General features: G+C 49.2%; 25 protein-coding genes and 1 tRNA gene. 7 read left to right on the top strand and 19 right to left on the bottom strand.

Annotated features, from left to right (window positions below):
* The first annotated feature begins 2 nt into the window (after nt 1-2).
* On the top strand, nt 3-779 hold the full coding sequence (locus AC9UCN_RS04870; RefSeq protein WP_509524361.1) for a glycerophosphodiester phosphodiesterase family protein: 777 nt from the start codon (nt 3-5) through the stop codon (nt 777-779).
* A gap of 94 nt (nt 780-873) precedes the next feature.
* Nucleotides 874-1,236: an RNA polymerase-binding protein RbpA gene (locus AC9UCN_RS04865; RefSeq protein WP_509524359.1), complete on the top strand. Its 363-nt coding sequence runs from the start codon at nt 874-876 to the stop codon at nt 1,234-1,236.
* Here AC9UCN_RS04865 and AC9UCN_RS04860 read toward each other — a convergent pair.
* From AC9UCN_RS04860 to AC9UCN_RS04810, 11 genes are all read right to left on the bottom strand, one after another.
* Nucleotides 1,233-1,937 carry a polyprenol monophosphomannose synthase gene (locus tag AC9UCN_RS04860; RefSeq protein WP_509524357.1) on the bottom strand — a complete coding sequence of 235 codons (705 nt, stop codon included), beginning with the start codon at nt 1,935-1,937 and terminating at the stop codon, nt 1,233-1,235. The two genes, AC9UCN_RS04865 and AC9UCN_RS04860, sit on opposite strands and share 4 nt — an antisense overlap.
* A complete protein-coding gene (gene lnt / locus AC9UCN_RS04855) occupies nt 1,934-3,478 on the bottom strand; it encodes an apolipoprotein N-acyltransferase (RefSeq protein ID WP_509524354.1) in 1,545 nt (514 codons plus the stop codon). The genes AC9UCN_RS04860 and lnt overlap by 4 nt, the downstream gene beginning before the upstream one ends.
* Nucleotides 3,479-3,487: 9 nt before the next feature.
* Nucleotides 3,488-5,929: a DEAD/DEAH box helicase gene (locus AC9UCN_RS04850; protein ID WP_509524352.1), complete on the bottom strand. Its 2,442-nt coding sequence runs from the start codon at nt 5,927-5,929 to the stop codon at nt 3,488-3,490.
* Nucleotides 5,930-5,934: 5 nt separating this feature from the next.
* Nucleotides 5,935-6,732: a twin-arginine translocase subunit TatC gene (gene tatC / locus AC9UCN_RS04845; protein ID WP_509524350.1), complete on the bottom strand. Its 798-nt coding sequence runs from the start codon at nt 6,730-6,732 to the stop codon at nt 5,935-5,937.
* Nucleotides 6,733-6,924, bottom strand: a complete 192-nt coding sequence (locus AC9UCN_RS04840; protein WP_509524348.1) for a twin-arginine translocase TatA/TatE family subunit — start codon at nt 6,922-6,924, stop codon at nt 6,733-6,735.
* Between the two features lie 50 nt (nt 6,925-6,974).
* Nucleotides 6,975-7,220, bottom strand: coding sequence for a hypothetical protein (locus tag AC9UCN_RS04835; RefSeq protein WP_509524345.1), 246 nt, complete (start codon nt 7,218-7,220; stop codon nt 6,975-6,977).
* Nucleotides 7,221-7,225: 5 nt separating this feature from the next.
* Nucleotides 7,226-8,197: a helix-turn-helix transcriptional regulator gene (locus tag AC9UCN_RS04830; RefSeq protein ID WP_509524343.1), complete on the bottom strand. Its 972-nt coding sequence runs from the start codon at nt 8,195-8,197 to the stop codon at nt 7,226-7,228.
* Nucleotides 8,190-9,158, bottom strand: a complete 969-nt coding sequence (locus AC9UCN_RS04825) for a helix-turn-helix transcriptional regulator (RefSeq protein ID WP_509524341.1) — start codon at nt 9,156-9,158, stop codon at nt 8,190-8,192. The genes AC9UCN_RS04830 and AC9UCN_RS04825 overlap by 8 nt, the downstream gene beginning before the upstream one ends.
* A gap of 3 nt (nt 9,159-9,161) precedes the next feature.
* Nucleotides 9,162-10,106: an FKBP-type peptidyl-prolyl cis-trans isomerase gene (locus AC9UCN_RS04820; protein ID WP_509524338.1), complete on the bottom strand. Its 945-nt coding sequence runs from the start codon at nt 10,104-10,106 to the stop codon at nt 9,162-9,164.
* Nucleotides 10,107-10,178: 72 nt separating this feature from the next.
* Nucleotides 10,179-11,129, bottom strand: coding sequence for a tRNA (adenine-N1)-methyltransferase (locus AC9UCN_RS04815; protein ID WP_509524336.1), 951 nt, complete (start codon nt 11,127-11,129; stop codon nt 10,179-10,181).
* Entirely contained in the window at nt 11,126-11,785 is a 660-nt protein-coding gene (locus tag AC9UCN_RS04810) for an HAD family hydrolase (protein WP_509524334.1), read from the bottom strand. Before AC9UCN_RS04810 ends, AC9UCN_RS04815 begins: the two co-directional genes overlap by 4 nt.
* A 78-nt stretch (nt 11,786-11,863) precedes the next feature.
* On the opposite strand from AC9UCN_RS04810, the gene AC9UCN_RS04805 reads away from it, so the two are divergent.
* Complete coding sequence (locus AC9UCN_RS04805; RefSeq protein WP_509524331.1) at nt 11,864-12,712, top strand: PAC2 family protein; 849 nt, start codon at nt 11,864-11,866, stop codon at nt 12,710-12,712.
* Here the strand turns inward: AC9UCN_RS04805 and uppP are convergent.
* On the bottom strand, nt 12,709-13,542 hold the full coding sequence (uppP, locus tag AC9UCN_RS04800; protein ID WP_509524329.1) for an undecaprenyl-diphosphatase UppP: 834 nt from the start codon (nt 13,540-13,542) through the stop codon (nt 12,709-12,711). The two genes, AC9UCN_RS04805 and uppP, sit on opposite strands and share 4 nt — an antisense overlap.
* Nucleotides 13,539-13,748 (bottom strand): hypothetical protein, encoded by a 210-nt coding sequence (locus tag AC9UCN_RS04795; protein WP_509524327.1) that lies wholly within the window; start codon nt 13,746-13,748, stop codon nt 13,539-13,541. The genes uppP and AC9UCN_RS04795 overlap by 4 nt, the downstream gene beginning before the upstream one ends.
* 82 nt (nt 13,749-13,830) lie before the next feature.
* On the opposite strand from AC9UCN_RS04795, the gene AC9UCN_RS04790 reads away from it, so the two are divergent.
* Both AC9UCN_RS04790 and AC9UCN_RS04785 read left to right on the top strand, forming a co-directional pair.
* Nucleotides 13,831-13,913 (top strand) — tRNA-Leu (locus AC9UCN_RS04790).
* A gap of 48 nt (nt 13,914-13,961) precedes the next feature.
* Nucleotides 13,962-14,543, top strand: coding sequence for a histidine phosphatase family protein (locus AC9UCN_RS04785; RefSeq protein ID WP_509524324.1), 582 nt, complete (start codon nt 13,962-13,964; stop codon nt 14,541-14,543).
* On the opposite strand, the gene AC9UCN_RS04780 is transcribed toward AC9UCN_RS04785, so the two are convergent.
* Complete coding sequence (locus tag AC9UCN_RS04780; protein WP_509524322.1) at nt 14,533-15,609, bottom strand: glycosyltransferase family 4 protein; 1,077 nt, start codon at nt 15,607-15,609, stop codon at nt 14,533-14,535. The two genes, AC9UCN_RS04785 and AC9UCN_RS04780, sit on opposite strands and share 11 nt — an antisense overlap.
* Nucleotides 15,606-16,487: an alpha/beta fold hydrolase gene (locus tag AC9UCN_RS04775; protein WP_509524319.1), complete on the bottom strand. Its 882-nt coding sequence runs from the start codon at nt 16,485-16,487 to the stop codon at nt 15,606-15,608. The genes AC9UCN_RS04780 and AC9UCN_RS04775 overlap by 4 nt, the downstream gene beginning before the upstream one ends.
* An 81-nt stretch (nt 16,488-16,568) precedes the next feature.
* Here AC9UCN_RS04775 and AC9UCN_RS04770 point away from each other — a divergent pair, with 81 nt between their 5' ends.
* Complete coding sequence (locus tag AC9UCN_RS04770; RefSeq protein WP_509524316.1) at nt 16,569-17,291, top strand: exonuclease domain-containing protein; 723 nt, start codon at nt 16,569-16,571, stop codon at nt 17,289-17,291.
* Here AC9UCN_RS04770 and AC9UCN_RS04765 read toward each other — a convergent pair.
* Entirely contained in the window at nt 17,288-17,539 is a 252-nt protein-coding gene (locus AC9UCN_RS04765) for a type B 50S ribosomal protein L31 (protein WP_509524313.1), read from the bottom strand. The genes AC9UCN_RS04770 and AC9UCN_RS04765 overlap by 4 nt on opposite strands.
* An 84-nt stretch (nt 17,540-17,623) precedes the next feature.
* Nucleotides 17,624-18,409, bottom strand: coding sequence for an ABC transporter ATP-binding protein (locus AC9UCN_RS04760; RefSeq protein WP_509524310.1), 786 nt, complete (start codon nt 18,407-18,409; stop codon nt 17,624-17,626).
* A 97-nt stretch (nt 18,410-18,506) separates the two neighbouring features.
* On the opposite strand from AC9UCN_RS04760, the gene serB reads away from it, so the two are divergent.
* Nucleotides 18,507-19,148 (top strand): phosphoserine phosphatase SerB, encoded by a 642-nt coding sequence (serB, locus tag AC9UCN_RS04755; RefSeq protein ID WP_509524308.1) that lies wholly within the window; start codon nt 18,507-18,509, stop codon nt 19,146-19,148.
* Here serB and fabI read toward each other — a convergent pair.
* Both fabI and fabG read right to left on the bottom strand, forming a co-directional pair.
* On the bottom strand, nt 19,134-19,901 hold the full coding sequence (gene fabI, locus AC9UCN_RS04750) for an enoyl-ACP reductase FabI (RefSeq protein WP_509524306.1): 768 nt from the start codon (nt 19,899-19,901) through the stop codon (nt 19,134-19,136). The two genes, serB and fabI, sit on opposite strands and share 15 nt — an antisense overlap.
* 50 nt (nt 19,902-19,951) lie before the next feature.
* Nucleotides 19,952-20,662 carry a 3-oxoacyl-ACP reductase FabG gene (gene fabG, locus AC9UCN_RS04745; protein ID WP_509524304.1) on the bottom strand — a complete coding sequence of 237 codons (711 nt, stop codon included), beginning with the start codon at nt 20,660-20,662 and terminating at the stop codon, nt 19,952-19,954.
* Nucleotides 20,663-20,748 lie beyond the last annotated feature (86 nt).

The following is a 20,748-nucleotide window of genomic DNA, read 5'->3' as shown; positions in this document are numbered from 1 at the left end:
CTATGAACCCTACTGGCTATCTGGGTGAAATTCCGGAATCACGACCACGAATTTTTGCCCACCGCGGACTTGTTTACGAGGGTGACGGGCAAGTAGTTGATGAGAACACCATCGACTCATTCGAGCTCGCTTTGGCAGCCGGTGCTGACTATTTAGAAACTGATCTGCAACTAACCAAAGACGGAGTTGCAGTGCTGTTTCATGATTCCGATCTATCACGCCTGGTTGGGTCCAAAATATCGATTTCATCCCTAACTCTTGGTGAACTCAAGAAAATCAGACTCCCCTTTGGCGGAACAGTTCCAACCTTGCAAGAAGCCCTCGAGAAATTTCCTTCGGCCAAATTCAATCTTGATTTCAAAACCCCCAGCACTGAGTCCCCTGGTGTGGCGGTAATCAGTGCCGCAGGAGCTCATGAGCGGGTATTGGTATCTAGCTTTAGCGAATCTTCAAGAGTTCGTGCTCTAGCTCACTCCCCTGTTCGAATCACATCGTCCGCTGGAAGCTCCAAGGTGCTTGCCAGCTACATGCTGGCGCGACTGAATATGACAGCTCAACTCGCAGCTTCCCTTGATGATGTGCAGGCCCTACAGATCCCGACGAGAATGTATGGAATCAATTTCACCCATCCACGATTCGTTGAGGCTGTGTTGAACCAGAACAAGGAGATTCACTACTGGACCGTAAATGACCCATGTGAGATGGTAAGCCTGTTTGCCCTCGGAGCTCATGGAATTGTTACCGACCGAAGTGATATCGCAATCAACGTCTTTAGCTGACACTTTGCTGTTAAAGCCTAAGGGTCGGGATGATTCCGTCACGTGAGTCTGTTGACCCTCTTAGCGCAAAAACTGCGCAAACAAGGAGAACAAATTGGCTCAGCAGACCATGCGTGGCATCAGACTCGGAACTCAATCACTTGAGTCCGAAGTTGGGGTTAGCTACTCCCCCAGAACCAAGTACCAATTTCTTTGCCCCAACGGTCATTCCTCTGAAATTGTCTTTGCCCAAGATGCCGAGCTGCCAGAGACCTGGCAATGTAAATCCTGCTCAGAGTTTGGCACTTTGCTAAAAGACGGAAAACCCATCACCCTGAGCATCATTGAGATGAAGACACCAAAGTCCCACTGGGACATGCTCCTCGAGCGCCGCTCGAAAGTAGAGCTGGAAGTTATCTTAAAGGAGCGTTTGGCTTACATAAAAGCGCGAAGAAAAGCTGGCAAGGCTGACATTTAGCCAAAAAGGCGTCTAATACCCCAAAGCTGAATCTTTACCAGGGCCTCGAAAACGATTCCTATCGTCATCTTTGATCTTCCCTCAGTGCGTTCAACAAATGTAATGGGAACTTCCTTTACGACACCTGTTTTAGACGCTCGATAGGCAAGTTCGACTTGGAACGAGTACCCCTGCGAGGAAACCGGCGAATCAATAAGTTTCTGTAAGAGACTTGCCTGATAAGCGCGAAATCCTGAGGTCATATCAAAAATGTGTGTTCCAAGCATCAATCTTGCGTAGAGATTGCCGAATTTTGATAGCAACACTCTTGTAATCGGCCAGTTCTGAACACTTCCACCAGGGATCCAGCGCGAGCCAATGACCAAATCAGCGTCTGTTGTTGCCAACAGGATTGTTTGCAGATCAGAGGCTTGGTGCGAACCATCTGCATCCATCTCCACTACAACTTCATAACCGTTTGCGAACGCATATCTAAAGCCGTCGATGTAGGCAGGACCTAAGCCCTGCTTGGTAGGCCTGTGAAGAACAGAAACTCTCGAGTGATTGATTGCAAGCGAATCGGCTATTGCTGCGGTTCCGTCTTCGGAGTTGTCGTCGACGACCAAAACATCGACGCCTGCGATCTCTTTTAGCAACCCCCAAACTGTTGAGGCTAGTGATTTTGACTCATTGAAAGTTGGCATCACGACAAGCGTTTTCAAGCTTTCTTTCCTCTGCGCCCAAGCTGCCCCACAGTTGCAGCGATCACGAGACCAAGTGCAAGAATGTTTAGAGTGCTGTCAAAATACGGCGAGATTGCCATAGCTGGAGTTACCGAAGTTCTAAGTGGAACTTTCTCAACCATGATTCCAGGTTCGAAAATAGGAAGCTCACTGATGATTTGCCCATTTGGTAAGAAGATTCTCGAAACGCCAACAGTGGATATGTTCACCACAGTTCGACCGGTTTCGATGGCGCGCAACCTCGCTAGAGCTGCCTGCTGGAAAGTTTCGTCACTTCTTCCAAAGTCAGCGTTATTGGTTTGGGAAAGAATTATCTGGGCTCCCCCGGCTACCAACTCTCGACCGATGTCATCGATTGCGACCTCAAAGCAAATCAGCACACCGAGGGGTTTTCCATCGAATTCGAAAATGCCGTCCCTGGTTCCAAAGGCATAGTCACGTGAGACTAGACCAATAAGATCCGGGGCAAGTAGGTTCCAAAAATCTCGGTCTGGAACATACTCGGCAAAGGGAACGGGACGCTTCTTGTCGTATTGGTCAATCTGATACCCCTCCGCGTCGTAGTAAAGGGAGCTGTTAAACACAGCCCCATCAGACTGAGTAATTGCCCCAAGAATGATTGGCACTTCGTAGTTTGATACGACTGCTTGTATCTGAGAAAGAGCTAGCGGATTGTCCTGAGGATTCAAATCTGAAGCGTTCTCTGGCCAAACGATAAAATCAATATTGTCTTTTTGCGGATGCTCATCCAAGAGTGCAGTTGCCTCAAGGTGATTTCTTAGAAAAGTTCCAGGCTCTGCATTAGCAAACAGTCCAGCGTTAGCGTTCCCCTGCACTGCGGCAACGGTTAGTACGCCTGATTCTGCGCCAGTCGGGACAACGAATAGCCAAGCCGTTGCGATGGCAATCAGGCTTGCCGCCAACCCCAGGTAGTTTCTCTTGAGTGCCTGAGCCCCAGATTCGATTGCCAGTAGTAAAGCAACCGTGATAAAAACCGAAACAAAGGTCAGACCTGAGATACCGACAAAGAACACCAGCTGTGAAAGAAAGCTCTCAGATAGAGCCTGCGCTACTCGCGACCACGGAAAGCCACCGTATGGCAAATTGATTGCCACCCATTCTCTTGCTGTCCACAGGGTTGCAATCGATAGAGCAATCAAGGCATTGCGATAAAAGCTCTGCCTGAGAGCGTCCGCCCAGCTCCACACAATTGCAAGAGCGCCGGACCCGACTGCAAAAATCAGAGCCTCCATAACCGAAAGAGCAATCCATGGCACAGGGCCAAGATATAGAGAAAGCCATTCAACCTGGCTCATGTAGAAAGCCAGGCCTGCGAAGAACCCGACTCCAGTGGCAGGCCAGAAGCGTAACCCTCGTATCGATATCAGAATCAATGCGATGGAGACAAAAATCAGTGGCCAGATGTCTTCTCTTGGCATCGCAAGCGAAGAAACAAATCCACCGACCACAGCTGTTGGAAGTCTCCAGAGCAAACCACTAGAGCGCTTTATGGTCGTCATAGTTCTAGCCTATGCATAGTAGGAGTAGGCAACGATCCCACGTCGAACCTTATCGATGGCATCCTTGGCGTTTACCGAAAGCCCCCCAGTTGCTGCGCGTGAAACCTGCTCCAGCAAGTCAATAATTTGCTTGCACCATCTAATGAAATCCCCCGGTAGCAAATCAGCGGAGTCTAAAACTAGATCTAGTTTTGCTCCAGTGGCCCAGCGGTATATCGGGTAGCAAAGATCCAGCTCAATCTTTGAAGAACGCGGAAGCTTGTGTTTTTTGGAGAGAAATTCAAGATCTTCCCAAAGCAGCTGGGTTTTCTCCACCACGGCCTGGAAATTTCCCTTCGGCACACGAGGCTCAAACCCTTCATCATCTCTTCTAGGTTCATAGACGAGAGCTGCCGCCATGGCGGCAAGCCCTGCAGCGTCAAGTGTTTCCCAAGTCTTGTTTCGGATGGCCTCGGAAACCAAGAGATCGCGTTCGCCATAGATGCGCGCCAGCATCCGACCTGAATCAGTAACTGCGAGGTCTTGATCGTTGTCATCCAGGTAATCGAGCTCAATTAACAGTTCGCATATCTTGTCGAAAGTCGAAGCAACCTGGTTTGTTCGACCTTCAATTTGGTCAATAGTTGCTTTGGTCTCGCGCTGCATCTTCCACCATCGTTCTGCCCACCTCGCGTGAGCTTCGCGATCTTTACAGGAATGACAAGGATGGGTTTTCATTCGGACTTTTAGCTCGGCAAGTTTGCGCTCCAGCTCATGCCTGCCTTTTGTCTGTCTAATGTCTTTTCCTCGTTCTGCTCGAGTGTTGCCAACTGCGAGCACCTTCTCTATGTCTGTGAGTTCACGCCTAATGGATGAGTAGTGGAAGAAATCCCCAAGATGGCACTCCATGGACTTCGCATAGCCATCAAGTGAAATCTGCTTGTCACGTATCCCCCTAGCCATGCCAACAACCGAGCGATCGGCTTGAAACTGTGCAAAGGATGTCTCTAGTAATTGCCTTGCTCGTGAACGACCAAAAGCGTCTATTAGATTCACCGCCATGTTTGCGGTTGGTTTAAACGGGCTAACCAGCGGGTAGCTTCTTCTACTGGCAAGACCGGCAACGCTTGCTGGATCGAGATTTCCCGACCATTGAATAACCGAGTGTCCGAGCGTGTCGATGCCTCGACGCCCCGCGCGACCAGTCAGTTGGGTGTATTCACCAGGAGTGATTTGCACTCGAGATTCCCCGTTGAATTTGTCGAGTCTTTCCAATACGACAGTTCTTGCTGGCATGTTGATACCTAGAGCTAGGGTCTCGGTTGCGAAAACCACTTTGACGAGCTTTTTGAGAAAGAGCTCCTCCACAACTTCTTTGAAAGCTGGCAGCATGCCGGCGTGATGAGCGGCTATTCCACGCTCCAAACCACTCAGCCAATCGAAGTAGCCAAGAGTATCTAGGTCTTCCTCTGCGATCGAGGAGCACTTACGCTCAACGATCTCTCTGATTTCATCTTGCTGCTCTCGACTTGTTAGGCGCACGCCTCTTTGGAGGCAAGACCGAACCGCAGTGTCGCAGCCAACACGAGAGAAAATGAAGAAGATTGCTGGAAGCAAATCCTCGTCGTCCAGAATTTCGACTACCTCAGGCTTTGAAACCTTCGGTATTCGTGAGAGACCTCGGTCGAATGAATTGTTCGACTTCTTGCCCTTGTTGATTTTCCCGATTGGAACCCGAAGCTTTGCTGAGTGTTTGCGAACAAGTTCTGCGCTAACTCTTTGGCCCTTGGTTCCAGGCTCGAAAAGTTCCAGTAGCTCATCGCCGAACAACACGTGCTGGTCCAGAGGCACAGGGCGAATTTCGGAAACCACGATTACCGTGTCACCCCGAACTTCATCTAGCCAGGCACCAAACTCTTCGGCGTTGGAAACAGTTGCGCTAAGAGAAACTAGGACAACGTCCTTGGGTAAGTGCAAAATGACTTCTTCCCAAACCGCTCCCCTGAAACGGTCGGCAAGGTAGTGAACCTCGTCCATGACAACGTATCCAAGATCAATTAGGGATTCGGAATTGGCATAAATCATGTTGCGAAGAACCTCTGTTGTCATAACGACAATCTGGGCTTCGGAATTGTTGTTTATGTCACCAGTTAGGAGCCCCACTCGATCCGGGCCATAGCGCGTGACCAATTCGGCGTACTTCTGGTTACTTAGGGCCTTTATTGGGGTGGTGTAAAAAACCTTTTGGTTCTTCTCGATTGCTAGATGAATAGCAAACTCTCCAACCACTGTCTTACCAGCCCCGGTGGGAGCAGCAACGAGCACACCTTTTCCGAGCGCCAGTGCTTCACAGGCTTGCTCTTGAAACGGGTCGAGTTGGAAATCCAGAAGTTCAAGAAAGGAGTCAAAACTAGGACTTGCTCTCTTTGATTTAGCACGCTGATATCGCTCAGACGCGGTGAGATTATCCATAGTCTTTAGGTGTTGGCTTGCGGGGTCTCGAGTTCAAGATCAATGTTGGCTGATTTCCGTGCCAGTTGCTTGTCATGCAAGGTGGCAACCCCAGCGGCAACAAAGTAAAGAATCAGAAGAGGAACCATAAGTAGGAACATCGCCATGGGTTCCGCAACTGGAGTTGCAATTGCCCCAACAACGGCTGAGATAAATATTGCCATGCGCCAGGATTTGAGTATGTTCTGCGCTGTGATAACTCCGGCAAAATTGAGTAGCACTAATACAACTGGAAGAACGAATGCAATACCGAAAACGAGAAGAATCCGGATTGTGAACAGGATGTATTCGCTCGCGTTGATTACGTTTGCACTGCCCTCGGGGGTAAATCCAACAAGGACCTGAACAAAGGTTGGAAGAGAAGACCAGGCAAGTGCGGTGCCTGCCAGAAAAAGTGGCACAGCTACTACCACAAACCAAATTGTGTATTTGCGCTCCTTCTTTTTGAGGCCAGGTGTGATGAATGACCAGATGTTGAAAAGCCAAACTGGTGAACTCATCATCACGCCAAGAAAGATGGAAACCTGAAGCCTAACGTCGAACGCTGAGACAACGGTTGGAAAGTTTATGGTCGCGTTGGATCCGGGTTGAGTGGAAAGTTCAACGATTGGTCGCTGCAACTCGGCGAACACGGCGTCAAACATGAACCAACCCGCAATAGAGCCAGCCAGAAGGCAAATTGCCGACCAGAAAAGTCGATTACGAAGCTCTTTCAGGTGACCCGACAGGCTCATCTTGCCTTCGGGGTTTTGCTTCTTGACCACTTAGTTCTTAGTGGTGTTCTCACCCTCAACAGGCAGATCAGCCTGCTTGGTGTCGTCTGTTGACTTGATCTCCTTGCGGAAAACCCTCATCGACTGTGCAAGTGACTTAGCTAAACCTGGAAGCTTTGGTCCACCCCATAGCAGCAAGACAATTGCCAGAATAATGATCCATTCCCAGCCCTGTAGACGCATCTCAATTCCTATCCGCTCAAGTTCTTATTGGATAAGCCTACGCTCTCTTGCTATCTTTCGTTAGCCTTTGGGGTCCGGGGCTTCTTGGCTGATTTTTCCTGTGTCTTGGCCAGGTCCGAATAGAACTTCACGGCCTCAGGGTATCGCTCAGCATCTTTCTGGAACCTAGCAAAGCGATTGGCAAATGGGCCGAGCTTTTTGGCAAGCTTTACTCCACTTATGCTCAACCTTGCGAATGCAATTATCAGGGTTATGAGGCCAAGCCCCAGTGCGACTAACCAGATCCAAAGTTCCACCTGATTTACTCCACTTTCTCACTGGAAGAGTTGGACCCAAGGGCCCTACTCGCGTACTCAAAAACCACTCTACGTGCCGCTTCCGGCTCGACTACTCGGACATGTCCTGAGTACTTTGAAACAACTCTCCCGAGAGTAGAGATATCCCCGATTGGTATCGTCACCCTAAGTGTCTTATCGCCCACCGCTGGATAATCGGGTTTGTAATCAGCGAGCATTCCAAACCCCTCCGGATCGATGTCAAATGCAACGTTGGTGTCACTCTCGCTTACCGAGTAGATGCCTGAAGAATCGGTTTCCGGATACTCTGCGCGAACTAGCTTATTTTTGTCAAGAGCAATGTCACGCATCCTGTCAAGCCGGAATACTCTCACTTCCTTCTTGGTGCGACAGTAACCCCTGAGATACCAAATTGAGTCACTTGATTCCATGGAAATCGGTTCAATTTGCCTTGAAGTAACCTCGTTAGAGGCGTTTATGTAAGAGCAGCTGAGCAATCTATCTTCACTGATGGCTTGCCTTGTAAGTGATACTTCGACATCGATTCGAGAAGGATGGACCTTGAATGGCAACTCGCTGGTGCGCTTGCCGCCATCGGAGAGCAAATTCATAAGCTCTGCAACTTCAACTCTGTCAGATTCATCAAGTACTGACTCTAGGTAAGAAAGACCGCTTGCAATCGCCGCGGCCTGCCTGGTTGAAAGCCGAGGAACCGATTCTAGGGTTGGTGCGAAACTAACGTCTACGATTCCTACTTCCAAAAGGTCGTAATCAAGAAAGAAGAGCTCATCAGGTCGATACATACCCACACCCGATAACGAGATTGTTACCACGGCGTCATGAATCTCTTGTTCGGAGACGCCAAAGTGATTAGCAACATCAGCAATCTTCTGCTGTCTGTTTTGAATCAAATATCCCGTTAGCGCCAGCATAAAGTTGTATCGCTCGGTTCCTGAAATCTTTGAGCTCTTAGGCATGAGAGACCCTGACCGCTTCAAGCCTTACTTTCAGAATGTCAGCAAGCTCCGGTGGCGACAGAACCTCAACGTGATCAGTAAATTCCATTAACTCTTCCGCCAGTAGATGTATGTCCATGTAGGAGACCTCAAAGCGCTCTTGGTCTGCTTGCAGGTCAAAATGGAACCAAGCGGCGCTTCGAGTTGGAACCTTGATAATTGCCTTCAAGGATCTCCTGCGGCTATCGAGATCGCTAATCGCCGCATTGACTTCAGATTTGCTCGGTGGCTCAAAGGTGAAGTCCTGGATGTCCACCTCGGAGACGATGCGTCTTAGCAGAAAATTCCGCGGCTCTTCCCTGTCTAAGTCATAGCCTAGAAGTAGCCACTGGCCAGAGATGTTTTGGATAATCCAGGGTTCGACATTTCTAACTTCAGCAACCTCTTGATCCGGCTTTCGGTAGTCGAAGGAAACCCTAGATGAAGTTTCGATTGCGGTTGAAAGCGGTAAGAAAGATAGCTCATGGGTGCGAATTCTTGGTGCAATTCCAATAAGGCTTGACGCATCGGCAGGCTCACCCATCGCTCTAATTCGCATAATTGCATTGTTCGCATCTCTGGATAGTGATGCTTTGGCCCAAACTTGCGCGGCAAGATTCATTAGGGCAACTTGCTTAGCGTTTAGCGTGGTGCCAGTCGGCCAGACGAAGTCCTCATTTGCTATCAGGTATCTATACTCCTGATTATCATCCATGTCTTCTGGTGGGATAAATGATCGCCAGGCTACTCCAACTTTGGTGAGAAGTACTTTGTCACGCTCGAACAAGCGACTAAGAGATTCGTTGTCTCCGCCTTGGACGTATCGCTCTTTGTACCCTTGAACATTCGCGAAGATTTCAGCCTTGGTTAATCCCTGACTCGAAACCAACAAAGCGCAGGTGAGATTGAATAAGCGCTCTGAGAGATCTATTTTTGCTGGCATCAGCTACTGGCTACTAGTTCCTAGGATGTCGATAACGAAAACTAGAGTTGAGTTTGGCGGAATAGTTTCACTACCCTGCTGTCCGTAACCCAAGGCTGGCGGGATTACCACTATTACTCTTGACCCGACTGGTTGACCAACAACAGCACTAAGGAAACCTTCAATCAGCTGTCCTGGAGCCACCACAAACTGTGCTGGGGAACCTTTATCCCAGCTGGAATCAAACTTTGAGCCATCAGCCCACAGAAAGCCGCTGTAGTGCATGGTGACGTTGTCGCCTGACTTAACGGTTTCACCCGCACCCTTTATTAGCTGTGCGATCCGCAACTCCGAAGGTGGCTCAGTGTTTGGGATCGTAATCCCTGGGATACCTGCGGGGGTTGTGACTACAGCTGGCAATCCAGCCTCTGGTGCGACCGCTGAGCCTTGTGCCTGTTCTAGATAAACCCTAGAAATATCAAAAATGAATACGAAGGAATCATTTGGACCAATGCCAAGGCTTGGAACCCCTCTGCCGTCATGGGCGTCTTTTGGCGGGAAGATCGCAACAACTCTTGATCCCTCTTTAGCTCCTGCTAATGCGGAGCAGAAGTTTGGAACAGAATCGGGGCCAAAAAAGCCAGGAGAAGGGTTCTTGCCATCAAAGTCAGTTTCCTGCAGTAATTCACCTGTTGCTCCGTTGTAACCTGCGAATTCAAACTCAATCATGTTCTTACCGGTGAAGACATCTCCATCACCCTCGATAACAATTCTTGACTGAATTGAATCCGCTGTAATCGGGAATGCAAAAGTTACCGTCGGCTTAGTTAGTGGAGTACTAGATACTTCGACTGAGTCAATTTGCGCGCCACCTCCCGAAGGATCACAGGCGAGAGTAGCACTAGAGCTGCATCCAGTGAGGGTCAGTGAAACAATTAGAGCACTCAGAGCAATTGCTGTTTTCTGCAAGAGGGTCTTCCTTCAGTGTTTTTTGGTCCTAAGTGCTCAAGTTTAGTCGCTGGGCCTTGGCCAAGAAGCGGACTAAGAGGTAGCTTTACGGACTGTCTTTCTAAGCTTCTTCTCGGAAACCTTTCGCTCCCCCAGCCCTTCTGGGTTCCAGGCCAAAATGTCCTGATCCGAATATTCCGTTGATTTCAACTTGTTTTTGAACTGGGGCAAGACGGTCCCTGGAGCAAGCCTTCGAGCTGTAATCAAGAATCCCGTGTGCCCAATCATTCGATGCTCTGGCCTGACTGCCAATCCTTGCAGATGCCATGGGCGAACTAGTGACTCGAAGCCTTCTGGCTCTGTGAACATCGAAGTGGCACGAATTGCTTCGGCCACCCTTGATAGCTGAGTCACTGTGGCGACGTAAACAATAACCAAACCTCCAGGCTTAAGAGCCTGCGCTACTGATTCGATGCACTCCCAAGGAGCAAGCATGTCGAGAACGACTCTGTCGACAGTGTGTGGCTTGAAAACTTTAGGAAGCTCTTCCTGCAATTCCCCCAAGTGAACGCTCCAGTTCGTTGGTTTTGATCCGGTTTGGCTCGTTACGTTTCCTTGAGCAATCTCCGCAAATTCTGCTCTGCGTTCAAAAGAATGCAGCTCTCCAGATTCCCCAACTGCTCGAAGCAGGTAAAGGCTTAGTGCACCGGAGCCAACTCCCGCCTCCACAACAACCGCTCCTGGGAATATGTCGCCCGATACCAAAATATGTGCTGCGTCTTTAGGGTAGATGATCGCCGCTCCGCGCGGCATGGACAATACAAAGTCATTCAAAAGTGGTTTCAGCGCGAGATACTCAACGCCATTTTGGTTTGCGACAACAGAACCATCTGGCAATCCGATGATATCGTCGTGTCTTAGGTCACCTCGATGCGTACCAAATGTTCCGCCTTTAGCTAAAACAATCGTGTTGATTCTTCCCTTGGGTCCAGTGAGTTGAACCTTGTCCCCTGCTGAGAACGACCCAGTTTGCTTTGGACTCATTCGAACAGTGCTCGCAGGTCATTCATTGAAACGCCTTCTAGAGTTGGCCAGAGAATACGTCCTTCACTCTTGGGAATCTCAACGATGTGTGCAATTCCAACCGCCTTCGTTCCTGCGGCCTCAGCGGCTGTGATGCCGGTTAGCGAATCCTCGAAGGCCACACAGTGTGTTGGGTCGACGCCAAGCATCCCTGCCGCCTTGAGATATGACTCTGGGTGTGGCTTACCTTTGACTACATCATCGCCACCAACGATGACATCAAAACCTTCGAAGCCGATTTGTTCGGCTACCTTCTGAGCCATTCGATGCATGGAACCAGTAACAAGAGCCGTCTTAACGTTATTGTCTCTAAGAAGCTTTAGAAGCTCTCTCGCGCCAGGTCGCCACGGGATTTCTCGCTCAAGCTGGGATAAAACCCCGTCAGTAATCTGATCAATGATTTGCTGGGGTTCAAGTTGCGAACCCACTCGCTCCTTTAGAAGCTTTGAGGACTCGTACAGCGACATTCCAATAACCCCAAGGCCATCGTCGTGTCCCCAGTTGCTATCGTGAGCGGCCGCAAAGGCGCTCTCGCTGGCCAACCAGTAGGGCTCTGAATCAATCAGAGTGCCATCCATGTCCCAAAGCACGGCGGCAGGAAACGAAGAATTATTCATGATGCTTGAATTCTAGCCTCGCTATTTGCCCTTACAGTTAAGCAAGAAAAAATCTTCAAGAGGGGCAGATTCGCTAGATTGACGGTAGAAAGCGTGTTTCAAGGACGAGTGCTGATTTGTGCATTCGAGGGTTGGAACGATGCGGCTGAGTCTGCAAGCGCAGCTGCAAACATCGTTAGTGAGTCACTTTCCTGCGAAGTTGTAGCAGAAGTCGACCCCGAGGACTACTACGACTTTCAATTCACCAGACCAACAGTTGCTCTTTCCGAAGAAGGTCACCGTGAACTTACTTGGCCAACTACGAGCTTGCTCGTTTCCAATGATCCTGACCCTAAGCTCTCTAGGTTTAGTGTTCTGATTGGAACTGAGCCGGCGAGAAGGTGGAAGTCCTTTGTTGCGGAAATCATTGAGATGATTCAAGACCGTGAGATCGAAACAGTTATCTTCCTCGGAGGAATGCTCGCAGACACACCACATACCAGACCCATAGCTGTCACCGCCACTAGTCAGAACCCTGAGGTGAGAAAAATTGAGGGTGTTGAGAAAAGCAGTTACGAGGGTCCAGTAGGAATAGTTTCAACTCTTGGAATCGCATTAGAAGAAGCGGGTATCGCCACAATTGCCTTGTGGGCTGCTGTGCCACACTACGTTCACACTTCTCCCTCACCGAAGGCAACACTTGCTCTTGTGGCTGAGCTTGAAAGATTGCTTGGGGTAAGTTTCAGTCACGGAGACCTAGCCGATCAGGCTTTTGCCTGGGAGCGAGGAATCGATGAGATTGCGGAAAACGATGAAGAGATGGCTGGCTACATTGAACAACTTGAAGCAAGCCGCGACGAGGTAGATTCCGAGGCAGCCTCCGGCGAAGCTATTGCCAGAGAGCTCGAGAAGTTTTTAGAGTCTGAGCAGCGTCCACCAGAGGCTTAGGCGACAATTGAGCCGCTAGATAGCATCCATAGCAACCAGAGCCCAACAATTACTCGCCAAAAAACAAACGGCAAAAACGAGCCAGACTCGAGATACTTCAGCAGGTAGTGAATCACTGCAAGTCCAACAACCCCTGACACAACTGTTGCCACAATCGTCGCAAGCAACATCCCTTGATTTATATTGCCAACAGTACTGACAAAAAGATACAGCCCAGAAGCCAGCACTGCTGGGATCGCCAGCAAAAAGCTATATCTGGCTGCTGCTTGTCGGGTGTAACCAAGCAATAATCCGACGGTTATTGTTCCGCCCGATCGAGAGACTCCAGGAACCAGCGCAAGTGCCTGGCCCAATCCAAACGTGATGCCGTGCTTGTAGCTCAAGTTGGCAATAGTCTTTCGCTTTTTTCCAACCCAGTCGGCAATCCCAAGAAGTACTCCAAAACCAATCAATGTGTACGCGATAACCCACAAGCTTCGCACGTCATTTTCAATAAAGTCCCTAAACGCAAGACCAAGCAAAACAACAGGCAGCGTTCCAATAATGATCAGCCAACCAAGCTTGGCGTCGGATGTCATGACCGATCTTGGCTTAGCCACCCATCCAAACCAAGCTAGGACAATCTTCCGAATGTCTTTTGCGAAATAGGCAACTACTGCAATCTCTGTTCCAAGCTGGATGGTTGCTATAAAAGCAGTTAGTTCGGGTCTGGATAGATCTGATAATCCCATGAGTTGTTGGGCGATTTGAACATGTGCCGAAGAAGATATCGGCAAAAACTCAGTCAGGCCCTGAACCAACCCAAGTATTAGTGCTTCAAGAAAGCTCAATTATCTTCTTCTGGAATTGCGAATGGAAGAAACTCCCCATACTCCTCGGACAGCGCTTCGTCGTAATTGATGAAGGCGTCCTCGAGGTTGTCATAAGCTCTCTCAACACTGGAATCACCGTCACCGCGTCGGGCTGCCACAGCCTCGAAATGTTTCTCGAGCGCTGCAACTAGTTGCGTAAGTGCTATTCGTGGATCAGTAGCCATAACCCAAAACTACCTTCAATCTTCCGTGATGCCAAGTACCAGAAGAAGCATTGACGGTCCGTGATACCATCACATCTGGTAAGTCCGGGTGGCGGAATGGTAGACGCGCTAGCTTGAGGTGTTAGTCCTCGCAAGGGGGTGGGGGTTCGAGTCCCCCCTCGGACACTGTCGATTGTGACAGCATAAACTGCTATCTAGGAGCTGTGAAAGTCTTTGACAAACACTCACATCGGCCTTTTTCGCCACGGTCAAACCGACTGGAACATCAACATGCTTCTCCAAGGCGTAACCGACATTCCGATGAATTCAACAGGAATAGAACAAGTAAGAACTGCAGCTAGAGCAATAAATGGAAACGAATGGGATCTCATCCTCACTTCCCCACTAGGAAGAGCCCGTCAAACGGCTGAGATCATTGCGGAGCAACTTGGGTTCCCGGAGGTCCATCAGCAAGATCTGCTAATGGAGCGCTCCTTTGGCGAAGCCGAAGGATTGGCATACGAAGAGTGGAAGGCAAAGTACTCAAATCTTGATGAACTTCCAGGAGGCGAATCAAAATCTGAGCTTCTGGCAAGATCCAAACTTCTCTTGGACACATTTGCCGACTCTCATCCGGGAAAGCGCATTCTTGCTATCTCTCACGGTGCACTAATCCGAACCGTTCTGACTATCGCAAGTGATAATCAACTACCGCGTGATGGCGAAAGACTGGGAAATGCTTCGCTTAATGTTGTTTCATACCAAGAAGCTTCCTGGTCTGTAACCAAGTACGACTTGGACCCGCTTAGTCCTTAAGGCTTTCAAGTAAGTGATTCAGCTTTCCGGCCGAATCGTCCCAGCTAAATGACCTTGCTCGTTCCAAGCTTGTCTTACTTGCCTGTTGCCAGGAACCAATCTCGTCCAAGCCCTTGATTGCTGACGCAAACTCACTTGGACTTTCAGGATCGAAGAAGTGTGCTGCTTCGGAGGCTACCTCCCGAAAGATTGGGATGTCAGACAGCACTACCGGGATTGATCTAGACATGGCCTCGATAACTGGAATACCGAAACCCTCATCTTTGGAAGCGGTCACGAGCGCAAAACTATCATCAAGAATCTCTCTGTACTTTGCTTCCGACATCCCGTTTACAAACAAGATTCGAGAGCGAGCTTCTTTACTAGAACTGGCAAGGAATTGATCACGACGCTTTGGATCAACCTTGCTGCAAAGGGTAAGTGTGAACGCAGGAAGATCTTCCATACCTTTGATTAGTAACTCGACATTTTTATAGGGCATGAAACTGCCCATGTAGACAAGATTCTTCGTCTTGGGCTCTGTCTTAGACGAGTCAGCGATAGGGATGCTCGAAGCGTTGTAAACAACCGTCACGGGCCTACGGGTAAGCCGATTAATCTCAATCAAAGACTTAGTGGTCTCGGAGATCGTGACAACGGCATCTGCTCCATTTAGAAGAAGCCGAACCGGTGCAAAGCTCAAGTGAAACAATCGCCACGCTAGTCTTATCGGCCAGGCAAGGAAGACTGGAGGTTTTCGGTGCTTGTAGTAAATCAGATCATGAAGAGTGAGAATCAGCCTGTACTTCTTACCTAAGGAGCCCATGGTTTGCATAGGAGAGAAAACGACACTCGCACCCTGCTTGTTCAGCCGTCGCGGCAAAAACAGCTCCAGCAATGGACTCTTTGGATCATTAGCCAGGAAATAGTCGGCTCCTTGGGGTAGTTCTTTCAGCTGCTGGATGTCGGAGATTATTGCTTTTACAGATACTGTCTTTGAAAGTGATTTGAATAGTTCGCTAGAGAATCGGGAGATTCCATCATGGTGATCTACCCGAATGAATCTGCAGTCAAAGAAGACACTCATTTGAGTTCTTCTATAAAGGCCTGAATGTAATTAGCAGCCTGCTCGGGGGCTTCGTAATGAACCAGGTGGCCGACATTACTTATCTCAGCTAGTTTTGCCCTTGGGTAGAGTTTGACAACTTCGCGCTGGATCTCAATCGCTGTGATGTCATCCAATTCCGCAGCAACAATCAGAACCGGGGTCGTGATTGATTGCGCCATGACGGATAAGTCGCTAGAAATCGAAGCGTCATAGCCTTCGGTTGCAACCCTGACGGTTGCGAAGTCGCTGAAATTTGAGAGATGCTGCTTATGGATCCAGCTGCGCAATTTGCGATCTTTTGTCTTGGCCATGACTGTGCTCATAACCATCACCGCAATGGGACTTCGAAGAAGCCATCCCCCGATTGACTCGGGAAGCAGATTACTTAGGTGGTAGAACGCGGAGGTGATTCGAGTTAAGAACGCTCTTGGACCCGAAAGCGCTGGACCTGATACCGGATTGATCAAGACAATCGATTTGCAATCTCTGGTGCTTGCGTAGCGACCAACTACCAAGGTCCCGAAGCTATGACCGACTAGATTTGCAGTGCTGATTAGCCCAAGCTCGCTAAGAAACTGTCCAAGCCAGTTTGCGTAAGCATCCAAATTGTGCACACTCGAAAGTTCTGAAGATTCACCAAAGCCTGGAAGATCCGGAACAAGCACTCTGTAGTCCCCCAGACCGCCAACGATTGCCTCTAGCCCTCGATGATTACCCCTGTAGCCGTGGATCATCACAATCGTCTCAGGGTTGGCTAATCTTGCCGGATAGTCGTAGTAGACGAACTCTTTCCCAGAGAGTGTCAGAGTTCGCCTGAGTCCGCGAAGGCGAGCTTGATTGGTTAATACCTCTGACAACACGTCACAAGTCTAATCAGGCTCGATAACTGGGTATGAGTAATCCCAAACGAGGAAGGATTTGCACCCTATCCTTCTAGTGTGAACGAACAGTTGAGCTTCGACCTTGGTGACCAACTTCCCTGGGCAAAGTCGCTCGCAGTTTTTGACTTGGAGACCACTGGTCTCGACCTTGAACGAGCTCGGATAGTTACCGCTTGCGCTGTTGCTATAGACGAGCAAGGTCAGGTCACTGGCTCCAACATTGAGTGGATAGCAGATCCCGGTATCGAGATTCCCGTGGCTGCTTCAAATGTTCACGGTGTTACTACCGAGATTGCGCGAGCTCGCGGCCGAAATAGCAAGGAAGTAGTATCTGAGATTCTGGAAACTCTACGCGGATTCTTTAGCGCAGGTATCCCCGTTGTTGCATACAACGCACCCTATGATTTCACCATTTTGCATCATGAGGCTCTTAGAAATGGTTTAGAGCCATTATCTGACCCAAAGCCAATCATTGATCCTCTCGTTTTGGATAAGTTCGTCGATCAGTACCGATCTGGAAAGCGAACATTACAGATAGCCGCTTCGGTTTATGGGGTCCAGCTATCTGATGCCCACAATGCAACGGCCGACGCAATAGCGGCTGGCAAGGTTGCTCAGGCAATAGCTCTAAAACATGCAGCTAAGTTACCTTCGGATGTTTTTGAGCTACATGATCTTCAGAAAGTCTGGAGCGTCGCCCAGGACGATTCTTATGAGATTTTTCGGAGAAAGAGCTCTCCAGATTTTACGGTTGTAAGAGGTTGGCCAGTAAAGCTCTAGGAGCCAAAGTTCTTGTAACGGGAGTTGAACTTCTCCACTCGTCCAGCGGCATCCATAATTCTCTGCTTACCGGTGTAAAAAGGATGCGAAGCTGAAGAAATTTCAACATCGAAAACTGGGTATTCTTTGCCGTCTTCCCACTTCAAAGTTTTTGTGCTAGTCAGCGTTGAGCGTGTTAAAAAGCTCTCACCAGAGGCAAGGTCACGGAAAATAACTGCCTGGTAGTCTGGGTGAATTTCTGACTTCATGAGAGATCTTTCTTTGGTCCAAGGATTTTGTGCCTTGATGGCAACTTGACAACTATACCAGAGGCAAAACGGGATAACTAGCGGCTATTTTCCTGGCCGCAGGCGGAATCTTCCAGATTCATCAGTGACCTGCATCGGGTAGCCAAAGGCCTGGGTCACCTTCTCGCTAGTGATGGTGCCAGCAAGCTCCCCCGCAGCAAAGACTTGGCCCTTGCTGAGGATAAGCGCGTGCGTAAAGCCCTTTGGAATCTCCTCGATGTGATGGGTGACCATAACTATTGCCGGCGCGGTTGGTGCCTGTGCGTAGCTAGAAAGAACTTCAATAGTGTGTTCTCTAGCTGCCATGTCGAGGCTGGCTACTGGCTCATCGAGAAGTAACAGCTCTGGATCAGTCATTACTGATCTGGCGATCTGTGCTCGCTTTTTCTCGCCATCGCTGAGGGTTCCGAAGGGTCTGTCGCCATAGCCATCGAGCTGCCACTCCGCCAGGACTCGATTAGCCCGACGTTTGTCAACATCCTCGTACTTCTCATTCCAACGACCCGTTACTCCGTAGCTAGCCGTCATAACCGCATCAAGGACTGTCTCCGAGTTGGGAATGTGTTGCGACAGGGCGTTTGAAGCAAAACCAATCCTTGTCTTGAGCTCAAATACATCAACCGAGCCAAGCGTGTGACCCAAAATTTTCGCAGTTCCCGAAGTGGGCTGGATTTGTGCGGCTGCAACCCTGAGTAGTGTTGTCTTTCCCGCTCCGTTAGGGCCAATTATGACCCACCGCTGATTTGATTCAACTTGCCAATCAAGATTGTTGATTATTGGCTTACCATCTCGACTAACCGTGATGTTATTGAAATCCAAAACCCTGCTCATGTAAATCAGCATAATCGATGACTTGCCTGAGCCTTGGACTGCTCTAACATCGAGTTATGGTTTCCATAAGGATTTTGAATATCCCACAGGTATCACAATGAAGAAGTACCTACTCGTACTCGATGTCGATTCCACAATGATCGAGCAGGAAGTCATTGAGCTGCTTGCTGAAAGAGTCGGCCTAAGCGACCAAGTGAAGATCCTCACCGATCAGGCGATGGCCGGAGAGATTGATTTTAGGGAGGCGCTCTTGCAGCGGGTTGGATTACTCGAAGGTCTAACTGATCAGGTATTTAAAGAAGTTCTGGCTGACATTCGGGTAACAGCTGGGGTTCCTGAGCTAGTTAGCGCCGTTCACAAATCTGGTGGAATGGTTGGAGCAATTAGCGGTGGCTTTTCGCGGGTTCTTGAACCACTAGCAGACAAGTTCAGTTTGGATTTTTTCAAAGCAAACGATCTAGAGATAGAAGACGGTGTAATGACCGGCAGGATTATCGGGGACATTGTCGATGCAGAAATGAAGGCACGCACTTTGCTTCAGTGGGCTCGAGAGTACGGTTTTGATATGTCTAGCACTGTGGCAGTTGGAGATGGAGCTAACGATATCCAAATGCTAAAGGCCTCGGGATTTGCTGTTGCTTTTAGACCGAAAGAAGTCCTTCGAGATCACGCCGATTTAATCATCGAAGGAGATTCATTAGAGCCACTTATCTCGGTGCTTGAACTACGCTCCAGTTGAGTGAAGACCACCGTCGACGTGAATCATCTCACCGGTTGTGGCGGGGAACCAATCTGAAAGCAGGGCAACTACTCCCCTAGCTGCTGTTTCGGTGTTCGTGAGATCCCAACCAAGTGGTGCGCGGTCAGTCCAGAGCTCTTCCATGGTTGCAAAGCCAGGTATACCTTTTGCTGCAGTCGTTCTAAGCGGTCCAGCGGAGATCAGGTTCACTCGTATGCCATCTTTTCCTAGATACCTTGCAAGATATCTAGCGGTAGCTTCGAATGCAGCTTTTGCAACACCCATCCAGTCATAAACCGGCCAGGAAACACGTGCGTCGAAGGTTAGACCAACGATTGAAGAAGGATTCTTAAGAACTGGCTTTGCCGCCATTGTGATCGACTTCAAAGAGTAAGCGGAAACCTCTACCGCTGTTGAGACATCCGGCCATTCGGTTTCCAAGAAGTTTCCGCCAAGTGCAGTTTGGGGGGCAAATGCAATCGCGTGAACGATTCCGTCGATTGAATCAAAATGGGCCGAGATGCGAGAAGATAGCTCTTCAAGGTCTGTCTGATTTGTAGCATCAAGCTCAATTACCGGAGCAGGTTTTGGCAGACGCTCTGCAATCTTTGTGGTGATTGGCAGCATTCGACCAAACGAAGAGAGAATTACCTCTGCCCCTTCTTCCTGCGCCAGACGAGCTACGGAGAACGCAATGGATGCCTCGGTGAGAACTCCGGTTACAAGGATTTTCTTGCCTTCTAGAATTCCCATGATTTCTCTCCTTCAACTTGACTTCTAAGAGAAGTCTTCAACAAATAAATCTAGTGCCCCATGCCTAAACCGCCATCAACAGGGATAACAGCGCCTGAAATGTAAGCTGCCTCATCGCTTGCTAGCCAGCAAACAACTTTGGCAACCTCCGAGGGAGCCGCGAATCGGCCAGCTGGAATTCTCTCGAGATACTGTTTCTGCTGATCTGGATCGAGCTCGGAAGTCATGTCTGTGTCAATAAATCCAGGTGCGATTACATTCGCCGTTATTCCACGACCGCCGAGCTCTCTGGTGATTGATCTGGCCATTCCAACTAAAGCTGCCTTCGTTGCCGAGTAGTTAACTTGTCCTGGCGACCCCAGAAGCGCGACAACACTTCCAACCAATATGACTCGGCCAAAACGCTGCTTGATCATTGACTTGGTTGCCCTTTTTACTACTCGGAACACACCATTGAGGTTTACGTTAACTACGTCTTCGAAGTCCTCATCGCTCATGCGTAGCAAGAGTGTGTCTTTGGTTATACCAGCATTGGCAACTAGAACCTCGATAGGGCCAAGTTCATTCTCTGCTTTGGCTATTGCTTCATCTAGTGACGTTGAGTCTGTTACATCGGCCTTGAGCGATAGTGAGCCTTCGGGACCAGTTCCAGATCGAACGGTAACGGCTACTTTGTGACCCTGTTCGATAAATTGCTGCGCAATAGCGTAACCAATTCCTCTATTTCCACCGGTTATAAAGACAACTCGGGACTGGGTCATTTGATGCTCATTTCTAACGCAGTGATCCTGTGGCAGGTTTGGACTATCGCAATTCTAGCCTTACCCTTGTATTGAACCTATCTATC

Source organism: Rhodoluna sp. (genome assembly GCF_036721215.1).
Classification (GTDB): domain Bacteria; phylum Actinomycetota; class Actinomycetes; order Actinomycetales; family Microbacteriaceae; genus Rhodoluna.
Note: the sequence above shows the minus strand (reverse complement) of the source record. Positions and strands in the feature narration are given on the sequence as shown.